At 68.1% G+C, this 21436-nt stretch carries 16 protein-coding genes and 1 tRNA gene; 8 read left to right on the top strand and 9 right to left on the bottom strand.

The annotated features are described in order from the left end of the window. Positions 1 to 5: 5 nt before the first annotated feature. Positions 6 to 1961, bottom strand: a complete 1956-nt coding sequence (acs, locus tag BU28_RS0100005) for an acetate--CoA ligase (protein ID WP_028717610.1) — start codon at positions 1959 to 1961, stop codon at positions 6 to 8. A 237-nt stretch (positions 1962 to 2198) separates the two neighbouring features. Between acs and BU28_RS21650 the strand changes: the two genes are divergently transcribed. Beyond that, on the top strand, positions 2199 to 2726 hold the full coding sequence (locus BU28_RS21650) for a pyridoxamine 5'-phosphate oxidase family protein (protein WP_051577646.1): 528 nt from the start codon (positions 2199 to 2201) through the stop codon (positions 2724 to 2726). On the opposite strand, the gene BU28_RS0100015 is transcribed toward BU28_RS21650, so the two are convergent. Both BU28_RS0100015 and BU28_RS0100020 read right to left on the bottom strand, forming a co-directional pair. Then, positions 2723 to 5017 carry a polysaccharide lyase domain-containing protein gene (locus BU28_RS0100015; RefSeq protein WP_028717611.1) on the bottom strand — a complete coding sequence of 765 codons (2295 nt, stop codon included), beginning with the start codon at positions 5015 to 5017 and terminating at the stop codon, positions 2723 to 2725. The two genes, BU28_RS21650 and BU28_RS0100015, sit on opposite strands and share 4 nt — an antisense overlap. A gap of 132 nt (positions 5018 to 5149) precedes the next feature. Then, positions 5150 to 6742, bottom strand: a complete 1593-nt coding sequence (locus tag BU28_RS0100020; RefSeq protein ID WP_028717612.1) for a lysine--tRNA ligase — start codon at positions 6740 to 6742, stop codon at positions 5150 to 5152. A gap of 86 nt (positions 6743 to 6828) precedes the next feature. On the opposite strand from BU28_RS0100020, the gene BU28_RS0100025 reads away from it, so the two are divergent. After that, the gene (locus BU28_RS0100025) at positions 6829 to 7251 is read left to right on the top strand and encodes a tellurite resistance TerB family protein (protein ID WP_028717613.1); all 423 of its coding nucleotides are present in this window, start codon (positions 6829 to 6831) and stop codon (positions 7249 to 7251) included. 75 nt (positions 7252 to 7326) lie between these two features. Here the strand turns inward: BU28_RS0100025 and BU28_RS0100030 are convergent, their stop codons facing one another. From BU28_RS0100030 to BU28_RS0100055, 6 genes are all read right to left on the bottom strand, one after another. Beyond that, positions 7327 to 7920: a nicotinate-nucleotide adenylyltransferase gene (locus BU28_RS0100030; RefSeq protein ID WP_081791232.1), complete on the bottom strand. Its 594-nt coding sequence runs from the start codon at positions 7918 to 7920 to the stop codon at positions 7327 to 7329. 1 nt (position 7921) lies between these two features. After that, a complete protein-coding gene (locus BU28_RS0100035) occupies positions 7922 to 9589 on the bottom strand; it encodes a formate--tetrahydrofolate ligase (protein WP_028717615.1) in 1668 nt (555 codons plus the stop codon). Between the two features lie 18 nt (positions 9590 to 9607). Continuing rightward, a complete protein-coding gene (locus BU28_RS0100040; RefSeq protein ID WP_028717616.1) occupies positions 9608 to 10735 on the bottom strand; it encodes an OpgC domain-containing protein in 1128 nt (375 codons plus the stop codon). Further along, the gene (gene mdoH, locus BU28_RS0100045; RefSeq protein ID WP_051577647.1) at positions 10732 to 12906 is read right to left on the bottom strand and encodes a glucans biosynthesis glucosyltransferase MdoH; all 2175 of its coding nucleotides are present in this window, start codon (positions 12904 to 12906) and stop codon (positions 10732 to 10734) included. The genes BU28_RS0100040 and mdoH overlap by 4 nt, the downstream gene beginning before the upstream one ends. A gap of 4 nt (positions 12907 to 12910) precedes the next feature. Further along, on the bottom strand, positions 12911 to 14485 hold the full coding sequence (locus BU28_RS0100050; protein WP_028717618.1) for an OpgD/OpgG family glucan biosynthesis protein: 1575 nt from the start codon (positions 14483 to 14485) through the stop codon (positions 12911 to 12913). A 181-nt stretch (positions 14486 to 14666) separates the two neighbouring features. Further along, positions 14667 to 15530, bottom strand: coding sequence for a hypothetical protein (locus tag BU28_RS0100055; RefSeq protein WP_028717619.1), 864 nt, complete (start codon positions 15528 to 15530; stop codon positions 14667 to 14669). Positions 15531 to 15662: 132 nt separating this feature from the next. Here BU28_RS0100055 and BU28_RS25985 point away from each other — a divergent pair, with 132 nt between their 5' ends. The 6 genes from BU28_RS25985 (at position 15663) to BU28_RS0100085 (ending at position 21092) form a co-directional block, all read left to right on the top strand. Continuing rightward, positions 15663 to 16052: a PepSY domain-containing protein gene (locus BU28_RS25985; protein ID WP_028717620.1), complete on the top strand. Its 390-nt coding sequence runs from the start codon at positions 15663 to 15665 to the stop codon at positions 16050 to 16052. A gap of 28 nt (positions 16053 to 16080) precedes the next feature. Further along, complete coding sequence (locus BU28_RS0100065) at positions 16081 to 16743, top strand: response regulator transcription factor (RefSeq protein ID WP_028717621.1); 663 nt, start codon at positions 16081 to 16083, stop codon at positions 16741 to 16743. Then, positions 16740 to 18053 (top strand): sensor histidine kinase, encoded by a 1314-nt coding sequence (locus BU28_RS0100070; RefSeq protein ID WP_028717622.1) that lies wholly within the window; start codon positions 16740 to 16742, stop codon positions 18051 to 18053. Before BU28_RS0100065 ends, BU28_RS0100070 begins: the two co-directional genes overlap by 4 nt. Before the next feature lie 100 nt (positions 18054 to 18153). Further along, positions 18154 to 19518 (top strand): NAD(P)-dependent oxidoreductase, encoded by a 1365-nt coding sequence (locus tag BU28_RS21655; RefSeq protein ID WP_036761709.1) that lies wholly within the window; start codon positions 18154 to 18156, stop codon positions 19516 to 19518. Then, positions 19511 to 20809, top strand: a complete 1299-nt coding sequence (gene preA, locus BU28_RS0100080; protein WP_028717623.1) for an NAD-dependent dihydropyrimidine dehydrogenase subunit PreA — start codon at positions 19511 to 19513, stop codon at positions 20807 to 20809. Before BU28_RS21655 ends, preA begins: the two co-directional genes overlap by 8 nt. 193 nt (positions 20810 to 21002) lie before the next feature. Then, positions 21003 to 21092: transfer RNA gene (locus BU28_RS0100085), tRNA-Ser, on the top strand. Positions 21093 to 21436: the final 344 nt, after the last annotated feature.

A 21436-nucleotide genomic window follows, 5' to 3' on the forward strand; every position in this document is an offset into this window, starting at 1 on the left:
CTGCCCTACCCCCTGTTCATCCTGTTTTCGATGAGTTCGTCGACGACGGCGGGTTCGGCGAGGGTGGATGTGTCGCCCAGTGCGCCGTAGTCGTTCTCGGCGATCTTGCGCAGGATGCGGCGCATGATCTTGCCCGAGCGGGTCTTGGGCAGGCCCGGGGCCCACTGGATCAGGTCCGGCTTGGCGATCGGGCCGATCTCGGTCCTGACCCATTTCTCAAGCTCGGCGCGCAGCGCGTCGCTGGGCTCGATGCCGTTCATCAGCGTGACATAGGCATAGATGCCCTGCCCCTTCAGCGGATGCGGATAGCCGACCACGGCGGCCTCGGCGACCTTCTCATGCGCGACCAGCGCCGATTCGACCTCGGCCGTGCCCATGCGGTGGCCCGAGACGTTGATCACGTCGTCGACCCGGCCGGTGATCCAGTAATAGCCGTCCTCGTCGCGCCGGCAGCCGTCGCCGGTGAAGTAGTAGCCCGGATATTGCTGGAAATAGGCCTCCTCGAAGCGCTGGTGGTCGCCCCACAGCGTCCGCATCTGGCCGGGCCAGCTGTCAGCGATGCACAAGACGCCCTCGGCCGGGTTGCCCTCCTGCACCGCGCCGGTCTGGGCGTCCAGCACCGCGGGACGCACGCCGAAGAAGGGCAGCGTCGCAGCACCCGGCTTCGTCTCGATCGCGCCGGGGATCGAGGTGATCATGTGCCCGCCGGTCTCGGTCTGCCAGAACGTGTCCACGATCGGGCAGCGGCCCTGGCCCACGTGCCGGTCGTACCAGTTCCAGGCCTCGGGGTTGATCGGCTCGCCGACCGAGCCGAGGACGCGCAGGCTGGAGAGGTCGTATTTCTCGACCCATTCCGGCCCCTGCCCCATCAGCGAGCGGATCGCGGTCGGCGCGGTGTAGAACTGCGTCACCTTGTGCTTTTCGCAGACCGCCCAGAACCGGCCCGGGTCGGGAAAGTTCGGCACGCCCTCGAACATCACGGTGGTCGCGCCGTTGGCCAGGGGCCCATAGACGATATAGCTGTGGCCGGTGACCCAGCCCACGTCGGCCGTGCACCAGAAGACGTCGCCGTCCTTGTAGTCGAAGACGTATTGATGCGTCATCGCGGCATAGACCAGATAGCCGCCGGTCGTGTGCACCACCCCCTTGGGACGGCCGGTCGAGCCCGAGGTGTAAAGGATGAACAGCGGATCCTCGGCCCCCATCGGGCGGGGCGGGCAGTCCGGGCTGACCTCCTCCATCAGGCGCAGCACGTCCACGTCGCGGCCCTCGATCCAGGTGGTCTGGTCGCCGGTGTGCTTGACGACCAGGCAGCGCACCTTGTCCGAACAGTGCAGCAAGGCCGCATCGGTGTTCGACTTCAGCGCGGTCCGCCGGCCGCCGCGCGGCGCGGTGTCGGCGGTGATGACCAGTTTCGCGCCGCAATCGTTGATGCGGTTGGCCAGCGCGTCGGGCGAGAAGCCCGCGAAGACGATGGAATGGATCGCCCCGATCCGCGCGCAGGCCAGCATGGCATAGGCCGCCTCGGGGATCATCGGCATGTAGATCACCACCCGGTCGCCGCGCATGACGCCCTGGCTGAGCAGCACGTTGGCGAAACGGTTCACCTTGTCGGACAGCTCGGCATAGGTGATGTGGCGCGCGGGCGTGGCCGGGTCGTCGGGTTCCCAGATGATCGCGGTCTGGCCCGCGCGTTTGGGCAGGTGGCGGTCGATGCAGTTGACCGAGGCGTTCAGCACCCCGTCCTCGAACCACTTGATCGAGACCTGGCCCAGGGTGAAATCGGTGTTCTTGACCTTGGCATAGGGCTCGATCCAGTCGATCCGCCGGCCCTCGCGCCCCCAGAACCCCTCCGGGTCCGAAATCGATTCGTCATAAAGCCGCGCATAGTCGGAAGGACCCACATGCGCACCCTCAAATCCAGGCGGAATCGGATGTTTGGCAATCGTATCAAGGGACATCGCAGGCCTCCTCCACTCGCTCTGCAGCGCCCTGCGATCCTGCCCACCCCCTCCCCGGGGCACACACGGCCGTCTGTCATGGCGCCGATTGAGGGAGGTTAATACAGATCACGCCATCGCGTAAAATGGTTTCTGCAAAGGCATTTTCTGTAAATTTATTGACTTTGAACCCGAGCATTCTGTAAATCTTTGACAGCCGCTTGCCAGAGGCCGCGGGCCGGGCAAAAACTGGCACTTATGACGACCGACCCCTTCCTTGCCCCCGACCATCACGCCCGCGCGCTGGCCCGCCGCCTGATCGACACGGCGCGCCACGCCAGCCTGGGCACACTGGACCCGGACAGCGGCGCCCCCCTGGTCACGCGCATCGCGCTGCAGGCGGACCCGGACGGGGTGCCGGTCGCGCTGCTGTCGGGTCTGGCCGCCCACGCCCGCGCCCTGGCGCTGGACCCACGCGCCGGACTGATGGTCGCGGGCGACGGTTCGGGCGATCCGATGGCGCAGCCGCGCCTGTCGGTCCTGGCCCGGGCCGTGGTCGCTGCCCCCGACCCTGCCCGGCGCGACCGCTGGCTGGCGCGCGACCCCCGCGCCCAACTTTACATCGACCTGCCGGATTTCCGCTTCTGGCGCCTGGAGCCGCAGTCGGGCCTGCTGAACGCGGGCTTTGGCCGCGCCTATCGGCTGGCGGCCGCCGACATGCTGAAGCCCCCGGCCGCAGAAGAAGCGGTCGAGGGCGACGACAGTTCGGTCGGGCCGAGCCCCTAGAGCGGGTCATCCATGCGCACGCGCAGCGCGATGCTGCCCTTGGTGGCCGCGCCCCAGTTCAGCGCAACCTGCTTTCGGGTGGTGCCGACCGACGGCTGGACCCAGGGCATCTCGGTCACGCGGGCATTCGCGGCATTGGTGATGGCCGAGGTCGCCACGACCGCCTCGACCTTCTTGGCGTAGCCGTTGAACGGCAGTGAGGTGTCCACGTTCACCAGCCAGCGGTTCGAGGCGGTCGCCTGCGTGAAGGTGATGTCCACCGGGTTCGCCACATAGGTGTTCACCCCGTTGAACATATTGCCCTGGAACTGGATATTGCGCATGCGGGCATAGTCGAGGTTCGCGAATGTCGTGTCCACGCGGTCGATCCGGGTGATCTTGTTGGTCAGCGACTTGAAGACATTGCCCATGACCGCCAGCCCGTGGATGAAGTGGCCCGAGCCATAGGGCTTGACCACCAGCCAGTTGAACCCCAGCGTGGTGTCGGAGGCCAGGAACGTGTTCCCGGTGATCGTCAGCCCGCCGAAGGAATACTCGTCGCCCTCGAAGTCGGGCTTGGCGTCGTGTTCGTTTGTCCATTCGATCGAGCAGTTGTCGATATAGTTCGAGGTGACGTTGGCCTGCACGTTCGTGCGCGTCAGGATCAGCCCGCCGAACCGCACGCCGACCTGCGCGGTGTCGCCCTGGAACCAGTGGTTGTTGTCGATCATGTGGCCGCCGCCCGCCGCCACCATGAAGTGACCGAAGCGCACGAAACGATTGTGCCGGATCTTGGTGTCGTTGGCGTTGACGTTGATCGCGACCGAGGTGCGGTTCTGCGACAGGGTCGACATCTCGTTCGACAGGAACTCGCAGCGGTCCACCACCATGCCCTGGCAGGCCGTCCCGATCGAGGTGATGCCGCGGTCCTTTGGCCGGGTGAAGTAGCAGTCGCGGAAGCAGTTCATCGAACCGTCCTTGGCCAGCATCACCGCGCTGGCATTGCCGTCCAGCAGGAATTCGATATCGGCGAAGTTCAGGCGGCTCAGGCTTTCCATATCGGAAAAGTCGAAGGCATAGCGATAGCGGGTGAAGGTATAAGCGCGGGTCCCCGCCCCGCCGTAAAGCCCCTGGGACAGCGACAGGGTGCCGGCGGCGACGTTCTTGCCGTTGACATAGACCTCGCGGCCGACGCCGTTGCCGCTGATGCGGGATCCGATCTCGATGTTGGCGATGTTGGAGACGTTGGTCAGCACGCCCGGGTTGTTGGGGTTGTAGGTCGCCGTGGCGCTGACCGCCCTGGTGTCCCAGGCGGGGCCCGGGGTGATGGTGATCTGGCCGTTGGCGATGACGCGGCGGTTGCCGAAGCTGGTCAGGTTCGGGGCGTAATCGGCGACCTTCAGGGGCTCGGTCAGGTGCACGCACCGCCCGCCCAGGTCCAGAAGCGCATGATCGGTGAACCCGAACAGGGCCTGCAAGGCCCGCTTCATCCCCTCGGTTTCGCTGCCGAAGGCGCTGGCATAGGTCCCGAAGTCGAACTTGCCGGTCAGCGCCAGCCGGGCCGAGCGGGGCATTTTCAGGACGCCGACGAACCGTGCCGGCACGCTCAGGCTCAGGTCGGCGCCGATGTAATAGGTCCCCTCGGGCACCAGCAGCTGGCCGCCCCCCGCCGCCGCATTGGCCGCGACAAAGGCCGCGCGGTCGTCCGCGACGCCGTTGCCGATGGCGCCGAAATCGCGCACGTCGACCCAGTCGAGCATCCCGGCGACAAAGGCCGCGGTCACGTCCTCGATCACGATGTTCTCGATGCGGACCGCGCCGTTGTTGTCGCCGATGAGGTCGATGCCGAAATGGCCGTAAGCCGCCTGCCGGCCCCAGGCCATGTCCACCCCCTCGCGCCGGCCGGTGCCGACGATGGCGGAAACCTCGACCACATCGCCATAGGCGGTCAGGCTGACGGTCGTCCCGACCTGCACAACGCCAAGGACGTTCGAGCCGTCGGCCGCGGCGGCATAGCCTGCGATCCGCACCTGGGGGATGTTGCCGGCGATGGCCTTGACCCGCGTCGATATCCGCAAATAGGTCCCGGGGCTGATCGGCGTCTTGCCCATGTATCGCAACGAGGTGACGCTATCGAGCTTCACGATCTCGATGCAGTCGCCGAAATCCTGGTCCGCCGGCACCATGCCAAGGTTCGCCTGCCCCGCCCAGGTCGGGCTGCCCGACGTGCCGTCGGTTCGCGACCATTGGTTCATTCCCAGCCGGAACTCGCGCGGCATCAAGGACTTGTTGCCGGTGATCGTGATGGCCATGCCAAATTCTCCTTACCAGATCCTGCCAGCCCATGGGCCGCGCGCTCTGGTGGGAATGTGGCAAGGCGGCGTTAACCGTTCCTTAACCATGCGCGCGCGGCAACGGGGCCGCGCGCAACGGGCCGGTTGGGATCAGGCGGCGGGTTCGGACACCAGCTCGCCCGCCAGCGCGCGCTCGATCAGGGCGCGGGTTTCCTCGACGCCGTAAAGCGCGATGAAGCCGCCGAAGCGCGGCCCCTGGTCGGCGCCCAGAAGCACCTGGTACAGAGCCTGGAACCAGTCCTTCATCGGCTCGAATCCGTGATCGCGGCCGATGGCAAAGACCATGGTCTGCAGCGCCTCGGCATCCGCCGGCTGGTTCCACGCAGCCAGCCGACCCGCCAGGTCCTCAAGCGCCCGGCGCTCGACCTCAGTGGGTGCGCGGAACACCCGCGTCGGCGCCACGAAGTCGCTGAAATAGCGCACGGCGAACTCGGCAGCGGCATCCAGCGTCGGGTTCGACTCGGGACTGGCCTCGGGCGCATAGCGGCGGATGAACCCCCACAACCCGGTCTTGTCCTTGGCCCCCGCGACGGACGCAAGGTTCAGCAGCATCTGGAACGGCACCACCATGTCCGAGGCGGGCACATCGCCGCCATGGATGTGCCAGACCGGGTTCGCCAGTTGCTGCTCAGGTGTCTGCTCGGGATAGGCGCGCAGCTGCTGGTGATATTCGTCCACCGCCTTGGGGATGACGTCGAAATACATCCGCTTGGCGGTCTTGGGCTTCTGGAACATGAAATAGCTCAGGCTCTCGGTCGCCGCATAGGTCAGCCATTCGTCGATCGAAAGGCCGTTGCCCTTGGACTTGCTGATCTTCTGGCCGTGCTGGTCCAGGAACAGCTCATAGGTGAAATGCTCGGGCGGGCGCCCGCCCAGGATCTTGCAGATGCCGTCATAGATCGGGGTGTTGGTGCTGTGATCCTTGCCGTACATCTCGAAATCGACGTCCAGCGCGGCCCAGCGGGCGCCGAAGTCGGGCTTCCATTGCAGCTTCACATGGCCGCCCGTCACCGGCAGCGTCATCTCCTGTCCGTCCTCGTCGTCGAAGGTGATGGTGCCGGATTTCGCATCGACATGCTTGATCGGCACGTAAAGCACCTTGCCGGTCTTGGGGCTGATCGGCAGGAAGCAGGAATAGGTCTGCTGGCGCTCCTCGCGCAGACTGGCCAGCATCACCGCCATGATCTCGTCGTATTTCTCGGCCGCCTTCAGCAGCGTCGCGTCGAACCGGCCGGACTTGTAGAACTCGGTCGCGCTGATGAATTCGTATTCAAAACCGAAGGTGTCCAGGAAACGGCGCAGCATGGCGTTATTGTGGTCGCCGAAACTGTCGTATTCGCCGAACGGGTCGGGCACCGTGGTCAGCGGTTCCTGCAAGTGCTCGCGCAGCATGTCCTGCTGGGGTACGTTGTCGGGAACCTTGCGCATCCCGTCCAGATCGTCCGAGAAACAGAACAGCCGCGTCGGAATGTCCGAGATCATCTGGAAGGCGCGGCGGATCATCGTCGTGCGCGCCACCTCGCCGAAGGTGCCGATATGGGGCAGGCCCGAGGGGCCATAGCCCGTCTCGAACAGGACATAGCCCTTTTCCGGGTCCTTCTTTTCATAGCGTTTCAGAACCCGGCGGGCCTCCTCGAAGGGCCAGGCCTTGGATTTCATGGCGGCGTCGCGCAGGGCGGTCATCGGGGCTCTCCATCGCTAAGGCCTTCCCCGTATTGAAACATGACCCGATGGTCAATAATTTCGCCCCGAACCCACGGAGAAATGCCATGACCGACAACCTGCCCTCGTTCTCGCCCTGCGACGCGCTGGTCGCGGTCATGGTGGGGGTGTCCGCCTCGGACCAGAACCCCCGCACGTCCGAACTGCTGGCCATCGAACGCGCGGTGAACCATACCCCGGTCTTTGCCAATTACGACATCGACCGGGTGCGCGCCGTGTCCCAGACCGTGATGACCCTGTTCGAGGAGGAGGACGGCCTGGACGCGCTGTTCGGGCTGGTCCGCCAGTCGCTGCCCGAAAAGCTGTTCGATACCGCCTATGTGCTGGCCTGCGACGTCGCGGCCTCGGACGGGCGGCTGGGCGAGGTCGAGGCCGAGATGCTGGCCGAGATCCGCGACCAGCTGGACATCGACCGGCTGCATGCCGCCGCCATCGAGCTTGCGACCCGGGCGCGGCACCGGCTGCCCTAGGATGGCGGCGGTCGGTGTCGGTGGCGCGGGCGGCATGGGTATTTGAACAACAAGGAAACGCTAAGGCGCGCCCGATCAGGCCCGCCCGGCCCGGATCGCGGTCGAGGACAGCTTGTTCATCGGCACGTTGATCATCGCCCAGGCGGGGGGCGCGGCGTCCGCCAGGCGGCCGATGCGGCTTTCGGGCAGGCGGGCTTCGGCAAGAATGCGGGCGGTGCGGGAAAACCGCGCGGGCATGCGCCAGCCGGGGCGCGCAATCACGCCGATGGGAACGCGGGCAGCGATCTCGCGCCAGCGGTCCCAGCGGTCGAACTGGACCAGGTTGTCGGCCCCCATCAGCCAGACGAACCGCGCCCGGGGGTAAAGCCGTTGCAATCCTGCGATGGTGTCAACGGTCTTGCGGGTTCCAAGAACCGCTTCGATCCCGGTCACGGTGACGCGGGTGTTTTTGACGATCTTTCGGGCGCTTGAGATCCGTTCTTGAAGCGGTTTCGGAGCATGACCCTTGAGCGGGTTGCCCGGGCTGACGAGCCACCAGACCCGGTCGAGGCCAAAGCGGCGCAGCGCCTCGTCGGTGATGTGGACATGGCCTTGGTGGGCGGGGTCGAAGGAGCCGCCCAAGAGGCCGATCCTCATGCCCGGCAGGGCCAGGGGCAGGCCCGCGCGCAAGTCAGAACAGCCCTTCGATCCGGCCCTGCGGGTCCAGGCCGATGCGCAGCGCGGCGGGTTCGCGCGGCAGGCCAGGCATGGTCATGATCTCGCCGCAGATGGCGACGAGGAAACCCGCCCCGGCCGACAGCCGCACCTCGCGCAGCGGGATCACGAAGCCCTCGGGCGCGCCCAGGGCGGCAGGGTCGGCGGAAAAGGAGTATTGCGTCTTGGCCATGCAGACCGGCAGGTGGCCGTGCTGGGCCTGCCAGGCCTCGATCTGTTCGCGCACGCCGGGGGCGGGCTCGACCCGCTCGGCGCGGTAGATGCGGGTCGCGACCGTCTCGATCTTGTCCCAGAGCGGCATGTCGTCGGGATAGAGCAGCCGGAAATCGGCCGCGCCCGAGCAGGCCAGGTCCACCACGGCGCGGGCCAGATCCTCGGCCCCCGCCCCGCCCATCGCCCAGTGCCGGCAGAGCACCGCCTGGACGCCGAACTCGGCGCAATAGGCGCGCAGGGCGGCGATCTCGGCCTCGGTGTCGCTGGCGAAATGGTTGATGGCGACGATGACCGGCAGGCCGAAATCGCGCAGGTTCTCGATATGGCGGCCAAGGTTCGCGCAGCCGTCCCGCAGCGCCGCGACGTTTTCCGCGCCCAGCTCGGCCCGCGCCACGCCCCCGTTCATCTTGAGCGCGCGCACTGTCGCCACCAGCACCACCGCATCGGGCGCAAGCCCGGCCAGCCGGCACTTGATGTCCAGGAACTTCTCGGCCCCCAGGTCGGCGCCGAAGCCCGCCTCGGTCACAATGTAATCCGACAGCGCGAGTGCCGTGCGCGTCGCCACGACCGAATTGCAGCCATGCGCGATATTGGCGAACGGGCCGCCGTGGACCAGTGCGGGATTGTTTTCCAGCGTCTGCACCAGGTTCGGCTGCAACGCGTCGCGCAGCAGGACCGTCATCGCCCCGTCCGCGCCCAGGTCGCGCGCCGTCACCGGGGTCTTTTCGAAGGTCTGGCCGATGACGATGCGGCCCAGCCGGTCCTGCAGGTCGGCCAGGTCCGAGGCGAGGCACAGGATCGCCATCACCTCGGAGGCCACGGTGATGTCAAAGCCGGTTTCACGCGGATAGCCGTTCGCCGGCCCGCCAAGCGCAACCACCATGTCGCGCAGCGCCCGGTCGTTCATGTCCATGACCCGCCGCCAGGTCACCCGTCGCGGGTCGATGCGCAGCGCGTTGCCCCAATGGATGTGGTTGTCGATCATCGCCGACAGCAGGTTGTGCGCGCTGGTCACGGCATGGAAATCGCCGGTGAAATGCAGGTTCATCTCCTCCATCGGCACGATCTGGGCCATGCCGCCGCCGGCCGCGCCCCCCTTCATGCCGAAGTTCGGGCCCAGCGAGGCCTCGCGGATGCAGATGGTGGCACGCTGGCCGATGCGGTTCAGCGCGTCGCCCAGGCCCACGGTCGTGGTGGTCTTGCCCTCTCCGGCCGGGGTGGGGTTGATGGCGGTGACAAGGACCAGCCGCCCGCGCGGCCGGTCGGCCAGTTCGGCGATCGCCTCATGCGTGATCTTGGCCTTGTCATGGCCATAGGGCAGGATCTGCTGCGGACCCAGGCCCAGGCGGGCCGCGATCTCGGCGATGGGGCGCTTGCTGGCGTCGCGCGCGATCTCGATGTCGGACCTCATGGCATCCCCCTTGTCGGTCTAGCTGCCCAGCCGGGCGCGGATGCGGCCCATCCATTCATGGCGCCGCAGCCACAGCGCGGCAGCGACCCAGAGCGCCGCGATCACCCAGATATCAATCGCCAGCCGCAAAAGGAAGCCGTTGAAATCCTTGGGCGCCATCATGTCCAGCGCATCGCCCCAGATCGACAGCAGCACGCAGACGATAAAGGACCACAACCCGCCGCGCCCGATTTCGGCCAGGTCGCGGCCCAGTTCGGTATCGGCCATCCAGGCAAAGGGGCGCGCAAGCGGTACGGCGACCAGCCATGTCGCGGCCATGATCGACATCAGCCGCAGCCCGTCGAGCGACCACTTGTCGATTTCGCCATAGATCGACTTCAGCATGGCGGCGACAGGCTTGGCGGGCTCTCCGATGCGCCAGCACAGAAGGATGGCAGCCCCGAACAGCAGGATGCCCAGCGACACGGCGGTCAGCACCCCCGACCGGCGGCGCAGCACCGGCATGATGTCGTGGCGAAACGCCCCCAGGGCCACGCCGAGAAAGAACAGCAGTTGCCAGCCGAAGGGATTGAACAGCAGCCCGCCGGGCCTCTGGTTCGGGACCAGCATGTTCAAGGGCGCGGCAAAGAACCAGACCGTGACCGACACCGCCATCGCCAGCCACGGATAGCGCAGCAGGAAGGGCACGGTCAGCGGCACGGTGACGATCAGCACGACATACAGCGCCAGCACGTCCAGCAGGTTCGGCTGCATCCACATCAGCATGACCGTGACCAGATAGCCCAGCGGGTTGTCGATCACCCAGCGGGAATACTGGAACCAGACCGCCGTATGGTTGATCTTGAGGTCGTAAAGCAGCCGAGAGAACAGCGCCAGCAGCACCGCGCCGACGACCAGCGCCAGCCAGACCTGGAAGGCGCGCTTCAGGAACCGCAGCTGCGCGGCCTGGCGGCCCTGGCGTTCCTCGACCTTGACCCAGACCATGCCGACCAGAAAGCCCGACAGCAGCACGAACAGCTCGGCCGCGTCGAAGACGGTGAAGTTGGCCAGCGTCACGTTGCGCAGGACGCCCATCGGCATGTGGTCCAGCATGATGCAGACCAGCGCATAGCCGCGCAGCATGTCCAGCGCCGCGATCCGGTTCATGCGGGTAACTTGGCAAAGGCCTCGACCAGGCGGCGGTCCTCCAGCAGGGCCAGCTTTTCGGCCTCGCTCAGAAAGCTCAGCGCCTCGGCCTGGGTTGCGGCATGGGCAAGCTTCGCCTCGGCCGAGATCGCGTCCAGCCGAGCCGAGGCCGGGCCGTCGGGCGCGCCCGCCCGAAGAAGCGAGGCGACGCGGGCCTGCATCGCGCCGTCCCGGCCGACCGCTTCCAGCCCCTCGCGCGGCAGGGTCGCCGAGATGCGATAGTCCAGCGCATTGGCAGCGGTCAGGATTTCGGGCGGATCGCGCTCCTCGGGGGTGACCAGCAGGCCCTGGCGCCGCGCCCAGCGGCCAAAGACCGGGCTTGCCGACCAGCGCGAGGTCAGCGGCGACAGGATCAGCCCGGCCAGGATCGGCGACAGCCAGACCAGCTGCGGCGGCGAAAAGATCGCCAGCACGACCAGCGTGCCCACCCCCAGGAACACATGCAGCGCATGGCGGCGCAGCACCACCGACCAGGGCGGCACCTGTCCGGCGCGGACCTGCGCCTCCCATCCCGAATCGCGGCCGCGCAGGATGTCATAGATCTGGCGGGTCTGGATCAGCATCTGGACCGGGGCGATCAGGGCCGACAGCACGATCTCGAACAGGGCCGATCCCAGCAGCCGCACCGGCCCGCCCGAGTTGCGGGCCAGCGGCCGCGCCCAGGCCCGGAACAGGCCAATGAACTTGGGAACCAGCAGGAACGACATGGCGGCAACGAACAGCCACAGCATCCGCACCGGATCGAAGGTCGGCCAGTCGGGGAACAGCTGATAGGTCTGCGGGAAATAATCCGGCCGCGACAGCAGCACGTTCGCCGACAGCGCCAGGCCGACCAGGATCATCGCCAGCCAGATCGGCGACATCAGGAAGCCCAGGATGCCGATGACGAAATGCGCCCGGCTGATCCAGGCGAACCCGCGCGAGAAGATGATCCGCGAATGCTGCAGGTTGCCCTGCGCCCAGCGCCGTTCGCGCACGGCCATGTCCAGCAGCGTGGGCGGGCTGCCCTCGAAACTGTCGCGCAGGTCGTGGTCCAGCCGCACCTTCCAGCCGGCCCGGCGCAGCAGCGCCGCCTCGACGAAGTCGTGCGACAGGATGTGGCCGCCGAAGGGGGGCTTGCCCGGCAGGTCCGGCAGGCCGCAGCATTGCGCAAAGGCCGCGACCCGGATGATGGCGTTGTGGCCCCAGAAATTGCCGCTGTCGCCCGACCATGCGGCGACGCCGCGGGCGATGGCGGGGCCATAGACGCGGCCCGCGAACTGGGTCAGGCGGGCGAATATGGTCTGGCCGCCGACCAGCATGGGCATGGTCTGGATCAGGCCCACGGCGGGGTCGGCGTTCATCCGCGCCGACAAGGCCTTGATCGTCGCGGCGCCCATGACGCTGTCGGCGTCCAGGACCACCATCTGGTCATAGCGCCCGCCCCAGCGGGTCACGAAATCGGCGACGTTGCCGGCCTTGCGGCCCTTGTTGTTCTTGCGCCGCCGGTACCAGACCGGCACGGGCGAGATGTCGCGCAGCCGGCTGATGGCGACCATCTCCTCAAGCACCGCGGCGGGCTTGCGGCTGTCGGACAGCACAAAGATCTCGGCCCGGTCGGCCATGCCCACGCGGTAAAGGTCGCGCGCCAGGGCCGCCAGCAGCCCCGCCGTCGCCGCCGCGTCCTCGTTGTAGACGGGCATGACGATGGCCACGCGCGCGTCGTTCGGTCCCTCGGGCGTGCGCAGGCGCGGCGCAAGGAACCCCGCGATCATCGAGGTGAAGGAAAAGCCGACCCAGGTGAAGGTCAGCCCGAACAGGACCAGCAGCACCCCCTGCAGGACGGTGACATTGGTACCGAAGGCGCGGTCCATCTGCTGCCAGCCGATCCAGGCGATGACGGCCGCGCCGCCAAAGGCGATCAGCCGCGCCAGGATCGTGCGCAGGCTGGGCCAGCGCGCATCGGGGCCGCGCGGGGGACGGCCGCGGAAATCCTGCGCCGGCATGTCCAGCGGCGCCTCGGGCGGGGTGGCGGGTCCCTCCCCTGCCCCGCCCAGGTCAAGCCGGGCCCATTCGCCTTCGTCCGCCAGCGTGATGGCCGGGAAACGGGCGGCGTCGACGGCGGGGTCCCGGGTCTGATCGGTCTGGGTCACGGCGTCACTCGCGCGTCCAGCGGGCGATCCAGGTCTCGCTCAGGGCGCCCCCGGCCCCGTTCAGCACCGCCGACAGGTCGGCCAGCTTGGCACCGTCGGGAATGTATTCGAAGGCCAGCCGCATCCGCCCCTGTTCCGGCATGCGCAGCAGATAGCTGTGCCCGATGCTGCCCGCGCTTGCCTTGATCTGCGCCACCGGGTCGTCGGCCCCGAACACGTCCAGGTCATAGTCGATGACGAAGGTGCGCGCGGTCGCGTTGTTGACCGACTGGCCCGACATCGTTTCGACCACCCGGGCGATGGGGGCGCTGTCGGGGGGCTCGGGGGCAAAGCTCAGCATATAGTTGAAGTCATAGCGCTCGCCGGCCTTCAGCGTGTCGGCGGGCTGCCAGTAGGACACGATGTTGTCGTTGAATTCGTTCTGCACCGGGATCTCGACCAGCGTGACGGTGCCCTTGCCCCAGCCGTCCTGCGGCGCGATCCAGGCCGAGGGACGCTTTTCATACCGCGCCTCGGCGTCCTGATAGGCGTCGAAGCTGCGCGCGCGCTGCGCCAGGCCAAAGCCCAGCGGGTTTTCGTCCATGAAGGCGGACACCTGCAGCGTCGAATGGCCCGACAGGACGCGCCACAGCCGCTGTTCGCTGCCGGTCAGCATCTGCAACCCGTCGCTGTCGTGGACCGCCGGGCGGTAATCGTCGACCCGGGTGCGGTCGGTCGGCCCGAACCAGTACATCGAGGTCAGCGGCGCGATGCCCGCATTGTTCATGTCCTGGCGCGGGAACAGGGCGACGCGGGTGTCGAACACCGTCTCTGCCCCCGGGGTGATGCGGAACTCGAACGCGCCGGAAACCGAGCGGCTGTCCAGCAGCGCGTGGATCGTCACATAGCGGTCCTGATCGCTGGGCTTGTGGATCCAGAAGCCGCGGAACAGGGGAAACTCCTCGCCCTCGGCGCTGCCGGTGCCGATGGCAAGGCCGCGCGCCGAAATGCCGTAGAGCGTGCCCCGCGCCACCGCCCGGAAATAGCTGGCGCCCTGGAACACGGCGAATTCGTCCATCACGTCGGGACGGTTCAGCGGCGCGCGCAGGCGAAAGCCCGAAAAGCCCATGTTGCCGACGGTTTCGTAATCCACCCCGTCGGGGAAATGGGCCGGATCGAATTCGAACATGTGGGGGTCGAACTTGACCGGGATCACCACGCCCTCATCGACCAGGCTGATGTCCACGGGTTCGTGAAAGATCGCCCCGGGCGCCAGCAGGTCCATGGCAAAGTCGCGGCTGCCGGCCCAGGGATCGCGGTCGCGGCGAAAGCGGATGCCGCGATACTGGTCGTAGGTCAGGTTCGAGAAGCTGCCGACCAGTTCGGCGTCGCGATAGGCATAGGGCTTGCTGGCCAGGTCGCGGGCCATCTCGGCCACGTCCTCGAATCCGAAGGGCTTGGGGGCGGCGGCGGGGGCCGCAGGCTCGGGTGTCGCGGGGGTGGCCGGCGCCTCTTGCGCCAGCGCCGCCCCGAGGCCCGAGGCAAGCGTGGCGGCGGACAGGGCCGCTCCGGCAGAGAACACGAACTCACGACGATGCATTGGCTGATCCTAGCTCTTGGCCCGAAAGGCCGGAATTGCCGTGCGGATTTGGCATTGCTGCAACGATCAGGCAAGCCTTTTTGCCCAGAATGGCGAGCCCTTGCCAAATGTTGAACGAAAATCGTCGATGAGGAAAGGGCGCGGCTGGCCGCCGCGCCCCCATTCGCCCGTATTCGGGGCCTTATCGGTTCAGTTCGCGCAGGATCTTGCCGTCCACGCCCACCTCGACCAGCACCGGCTCGCCCTCGGGGTTGGTGGCGCGGGCGATGGTGATCGGGCCCTGCTGCAGGATCTCGGCCACCTCGGTATAGCCGGCATCGGTCAGGCTGGCGCGGACCTGGTCGGGGGTCAGCGGGTCGCCCTGGGGCGCGGGGCCCCGGCGGTCGCGGTCGCCGCGCCGGTCCCCATCGCGGTCATGGTCGCGGTCCCCGTCGCGGTCATGGTCGCGGGGGCCCTTGCCTTCGTGGCGCGGGCCCTTGCCGTCGGGACCGCCCCGGCCGTGGTCCTCGCCATGCGGGCCCTTGGGACCGCCGGGGCGCATGTCGCCCATGCGGGGCCGCTCGGGCTCGCCCCGGCCAAAGCGCATCAGGGTGCCGTCGGCGGCAAAACCCGCCCGCAGCGCCTTGCCCTGCGCGTCCTGGCCCGACAGGGCGATGCCCTCGGGGCCGTTGAAGATGGCATCGAGGCGCGCGAATTCGCCAAAGATCGCCTGGCCGCGCACGGGCTGGGGCACCAGCGCCTCGATCAGGGACTGGGGCAGCACGGCATCGTCCTTGGCGCGCAGGCCGCGCAGCTCGCCCTTGCCGTCCAGGAAGGCGCCCAGTTCGGTGCCGTCGGCCAGCTTGCCCTGGATGCGGGTGCCATGGCGGCCGGGCTTGCTGTCCACATCGGTCAGGCCCGCGTCGCGCAGCACCTGCGGCAGCGTCACCGAGGCCGGCGCCTCGGCCGCGGGGGGCGCGGCGGGCGCGTCCTGGGCCAGCACGGGACCGGCCAGCATCGCGGCCAGCGCGCCCATCGCCACCGAGGCGGTGAAGAATCTGCTCATGTCGTGTTCCTTGTCCTAAGGCGGGGCGCGCGCTTTGCGGGCCCCATGCGAATCGTCTCTAGTCCGGCGGCCACCAACAAAGCGCCAATGGCCCGTTTGGTTTCCGTTTGGCTTTTGCGGCTAGGATAAGGCATGTCGATCCGCCCCGCCCTGCTTGTGCTTGCCGTCGCGGCCCTTCTGGGGCTGGCCACGGCGTTCCTGCCCCGCGCACCCCATGCCGCGCCGCCGGGCCATGGCGACGAGGCGCGCGACTTCGTCCCCGAAGACCTTGGCTTTCGCGTCATTCCCCTGCAAGAGGCCGCGCGGATCGCGGGCCGGCGCTTTCAGGGCCGGTTGATCGCCGCCCGCCTTGCCCCCGCCCGCCCCGAGGAACGCGCCCGGGGCGTCGAGCTGGTGCACGAGCTGCGCCTGATGACGCGGTCGCGCGACGTGCTGCTGATCCGCCTGGACGCGCGCACCGGCGCCTTTCTTGAAGTCGCCGGCAGCGGCATGACAGAAGCGCGGCGCAGAAGGGACGACTGAATGAGAGACGCTTCATGAGATGCCTGCCATGAGATGCCTGATCGTCGAGGACGACCCCGTCCTGGCAACCCAGCTTGACCGCGCCATGACCGATGGCGGCTTTGCCTGCGACATCGCGGGCGACGGCACGCAGGGCGAATACCTGGGCGCGACGGAAAGCTACGACCTGGCGATCCTGGACCTGGGCCTGCCCGGCCTGCCCGGAATCGAGGTGCTAACCCATTGGCGCGAGGGTGGCGTGACCATGCCGGTCCTGATCCTGACCGCGCGCGGGGACTGGACCGACAAGGTGGCGGGCTTTCGCGCCGGCGCCGACGACTATGCGGTCAAGCCCTTCCGGCTGGAGGAGGTGGTGATCCGCGCCCAGACCCTGGTGCGCCGTGCCGCCGGCCATGCCCAGGCCGTCATCAAGGCCGGGCCGCTGCGGCTGGACAGCCAGCTTGGCGTCATCACCAGGAACGGCATGGCGCTGAAGCTGACCGGCTTCGAAACCCGCATCCTGTCCTATCTGATCCACCACCAGAACCGCGTCGTCAGCCGGACCGAGCTGTCCGATCACCTGTACGACGCCGCCGCCGACCGCGACTTCAAGTCGATCGAGGTGGTCATCGGCCGCCTGCGCAAGAAGATCGGCGAGGGGCTGATCGAAACCCGGCGCGGCGAGGGCTATGTGCTGCGGGGCGCCGCTTGATCTGGCGCGATTCGATCCGCGCGCGGCTGATCGGGCTGTCGGCGGTGCTGATCGGGGTGGCGCTGGTCGCGGGCTATCTGGCCATCGCGGCCATCCTCGACCGCTTCATCACCGACCGTTTCGATGCCGAGACCGAGGCCGTGGCTGACGCGCTGATCGCCGGCGCGTCCATCGACGCGGCGGGGCGGCTGGTCGCGGGGCCCGCGCCGACCGACCCGCGCTTTGCCATGCCGCTGTCGGGCTGGTTCTGGCAACTGGCCCAGGACGGCACGGTGGTGGCGAAATCGCCCTCGCTGTTCGACAATGTGCTGGAAACGCCGCAGGCCGATTTCACCGGCGGTCCCGGCACCGGCCCGGGCGGCGAGCCGCTGCGCGTCACCCGCCACGCCTTTACCCTGCCCGGCAGCCAGTCGGCGCTGGCCGTCACCATCACCGCCCCCCGGGCCGAGATCGACGCCAGCATGGCCCGCCTGCGCCGTCCCCTGGCGATTTCGCTGGGCGTGCTGGGACTGGCGCTGGCGCTGGCCAGCGTGGCGCAGGTCGCGGCGGGGCTGGCCAGCCTGGACCGCATGGGCCGCGACCTGCGCGCCGTCCGCGCCGGAAAGGCCGAGTCCCTGCCCCTGCCCCCGGTGGCCGAGCTGCGCCCGATCGCCGCCGAGATCAACGGCCTTCTGGAGCAGAACCGGCTGGTCCTGGCGCGCGCCCGGGATCATGTGGGCAACCTGGCCCATTCACTGAAGACGCCGCTGGCCGCGCTGGACAATGCCCTGCCGCCCGACCACCCCGGCCACGCGCTGGTCGCGCGCATGGACCGCCAGATCGGCTGGCACCTGCGCCGCGCGCGCAGCTCCGGCGCGCCCCGGGCGCTTGGCCACCGCACGCCGGTCCTGTCGGTCCTGGGCGACATCCTGATGGTGCTGGGCGGCCCGATCCGCGAATCCGGCCTTGCGGTGGAAACGCTGGTCCCCGAGGACCTGGCCTTTGCCGGCGAACGCCAGGACCTTGAGGAGATGACCGGCAACCTGATCGAGAACGCCGTGAAATGGGCCGGACGCCGCATCCGTATCGCGGCCGCGCCCCAGGGCGCCGACATGCTGGCCATCCGCATCGAGGACGACGGCCCCGGCATGTCCGACCAGGACCATGCCCAGGCCCTGGCGCGCGGCGGGCGGCTGGACGAGACCGGCCCGCCCGGCTCCGGCCTTGGCCTTGCCATCGTGGCCGATCTGGCGGCGCTGCACGGCGGCAGCCTGCGGCTCGAACGCTCGGATCTGGGGGGGCTTGCCGCCATCCTGCACCTGCCTGCCTGAAATGGCGGCAAACCGGCCTTCGGATAATTTTACCATTTGATAAAAAATCCGACCCGTGAGAGCCTGATTCCATAAGAACACAGCCAGCAGGGAGGTCGCCGTGACCCACAGCCAGCTTACGCCGGGCGTCGTGCCGGGCCGTTTGCCGGCGGAGTCCTATTCCGCCAATTTCTCGGAGGTCTCGCCGCCCCTCGACCCGCACGAGGCCCGGGTCGAGGCGGACCGCTGTTATTTCTGCCACTACGCGCCATGCATCGCGGCCTGCCCGACCAGCATCGACATTCCCCTGTTCATCCGCCAGATCTCGACCGGCACGCCCGATGCGGCGGCCCGCACGATCTTTCACCAGAACATCCTGGGCGGCATGTGCGGCCGCGTCTGCCCGACCGAGAACCTGTGCGAAGGCGCCTGCGTGCGCATGGAGGCCGAGGGCAAGCCCGTGCTGATCGGCGCCCTGCAGCGCTATGCCACCGACCATCTGATGGCGCAGGGCGTGCATCCGTTCCGGCGCGGCCCCGCCACCGGCCACCGCATCGCCGTGGTCGGCGCCGGCCCGGCGGGGCTGGCAGCCGCCCACCGGCTGGCCGCCAAGGGCCACGATGTCGTGCTGTACGACGCCCGGCCCAAGCCCGGCGGGCTGAACGAATACGGCATCGCCAGCTACAAGGCCGTGGACCATTTCGCCGCGCGCGAGGTCGAATGGCTGCTGGGCATCGGCGGGATCGAGCTGCGGCTGGGCCAGGTGCTGGGCCGCGATATCACGCTGGCATCGCTGCGGGACGGGTATGACGCGGTTTTCCTTGGCCTCGGGCTGCAAGGCGTCAACGCGCTTGGCGCCGAGGGCGAGGCGCGCGCCCATGTCGCGGACGCCGTCGACTTCATCCGCGATCTCCGCCAGGCCGCGGATCTTGCGACCCTGCCGGTCGGCCGCGATGTGGTGGTGATCGGCGGCGGCATGACCGCCGTGGACGCGGCCGTGCAGGCTAGGCTGCTGGGGGCGCAGAACGTCACCATCGTCTATCGCCGCGACCAGGCCCGGATGGCCGCCAGCCGCCACGAACAGGACCACGCCACCCATTGCGGCGTGCGCATCATCTGCAACGCCGCGCCGCTGCGCGTCCTGGGCAATGGCGCCGTGCGCGAGGTCGAGTTCATGTATACCCGCCAGGGCCCCCTGGGCCTTGAGGACACGGGCGAGCGCTTCCGCCTGCCCTGCGACCAGCTTCTGCGCGCCATCGGCCAGCGGCTTCAGGGTGACATCGGGGGGCTTGCGGTTTCCGGCGGCAAGATCGTGACCGAAGGGCCGGGCCGCACCTCGGTTCCCGGGGTCTGGGCCGGGGGCGACTGCGCCCTGGGCGGCGACGACCTGACCGTGACCGCCGTGGCCGAGGGCCGCGACGCGGCCGAAGACATCCACGCCGCGCTGATGGCGCAGGCCCACCCCCTGGAGGCCGTCCATGGCTGACCTGCACACGGACTTCATCGGCATCAAGTCCCCGAATCCGTTCTGGCTGGCCTCGGCGCCGCCCACCGACAAGGAGGTGAACGTCCGCCGCGCCTTCCAGGCCGGCTGGGGCGGCGTCGTCTGGAAGACGCTGGGCAGCGAGGGCCCGCCCGTCGTCAACGTGAACGGCCCCCGCTATGGTGTCATCCACGGCCCCGACCGCCGCGTCCTGGGGCTGAACAACATCGAGCTGATCACCGACCGCCCGCTTGAGGTGAACCTGCGCGAGATCAAGTCGGTCAAGCGCGACTATCCCGACCGCGCCCTGGTCATCAGCCTGATGGTGCCCTGCGACGAGGAATCGTGGCGCGACATCCTCGCCCGGATCGAGGATACCGGCGCCGACGGGGTCGAGTTGAACTTCGGCTGCCCGCACGGCATGGCGGAACGCGGCATGGGCAGCGCCGTGGGCCAGGTCCCCGAATATATCGAGATGGTGACGCGCTGGGTGAAAAAGCATTCGCGCATGCCCTGTATCGTCAAGCTGACCCCGAACATCACCGATGTGCGCAAACCTGCCGAGGCGGCGATGCGGGGCGGCGCCGATGCGGTCAGCCTGATCAACACGATCAACTCCATCACCTCGGTCGATCTCGACCTGTTCGCGCCCCAGCCCACCATCGACGGCAAGGGCAGCCACGGCGGCTATTGCGGCCCCGCGGTCAAGCCCATCGCCCTGAACATGGTGGCCGAGATCGCCCGCAACCCCGCGACCCGCGGCCTGCCGATCAGCGGCATCGGCGGCGTGACGACATGGCGCGACGCGGCCGAATTCATGGCCTTGGGCGCGGGCACCGTGCAGGTCTGCACCGCAGCCATGACCTATGGCTTCAAGGTGGTGCAAGAGATGATCACCGGCCTGCGCGACTATCTGGACGACCACGGCATGGCGCTTTCGGATCTGGTCGGCCGCGCGACGCCCAATGTCACCGACTGGCAGCACCTGAACCTGAACTACACCACCAAGGCGGTGATCGACCAGGAGGCCTGCATCCACTGCGGCCGGTGCTATGCCGCCTGCGAAGACACCAGCCACCAGGCCATCGCCATGCTTCCCGGCCGCGTCTTCCAGGTCAAGGAAGAGGAATGCGTGGCCTGCAACCTGTGCCTGGACATCTGCCCGGTCGAGAACTGCATCACCATGCGCGAGCTAGCCGTGGGCGAGATCGACCAGCGCACCGGCCGCCCCGTCCAGCCCTACGCCAACTGGACCTCGCACCCGAACAACCCGATGGCCCAGGCGGCGGAGTAAGCGCCGCGGCCTCTCCCATGGCCGGGAACGGCCCTGGGATCGCTCATCCATGCAACAAGGCGGGTCTGAGTTTCGGACCATGTACCGGGCGCCAAACCCGTCTCCGAAGGATTGCGCCCTGTCCCGCGGCTGCCGGACCCACCCGCGCGAGGGCCTTGCCCGCGCCCCGGCTTCACGCTACGTCGCAAGGGTCGGAGGAGTGGCAGAGTGGTTTAATGCACCGGTCTTGAAAACCGACGTGGGGGCAACCCCACCGTGGGTTCGAATCCCACCTCCTCCGCCAACAACTTTCCTTAAGCTATTGTTTTCTTATAATTAATTCGCAAGAGACCGCTGGCTATTCCGCCAACACTTCCCCCATGCAAAGCGGGAACGCCCCGGCACTTGCCGGAACTTGCCCCCGACCGAAGCCGGGGGCTGCTTTGTCAGGACGTGATTATCTTCGCCTCGGTTGCCGATATGCCGGATGCGACAAGCGACATGGCAATGTGCAGCGGCGCCAGCGCCACCGCGTCCGGATGAAATTCCGAGAGTCAGGATCTTCGAGGATGGCGCATTGATCGCCAGCCACCCGGTGCTGGAAGGCAAGAACCAGCGCCGGGTCGATCCCAGCCATCGCAAGCCGGT

The organism is Paracoccus yeei ATCC BAA-599 (assembly GCF_000622145.1).
Taxonomy (GTDB): domain Bacteria; phylum Pseudomonadota; class Alphaproteobacteria; order Rhodobacterales; family Rhodobacteraceae; genus Paracoccus; species Paracoccus yeei.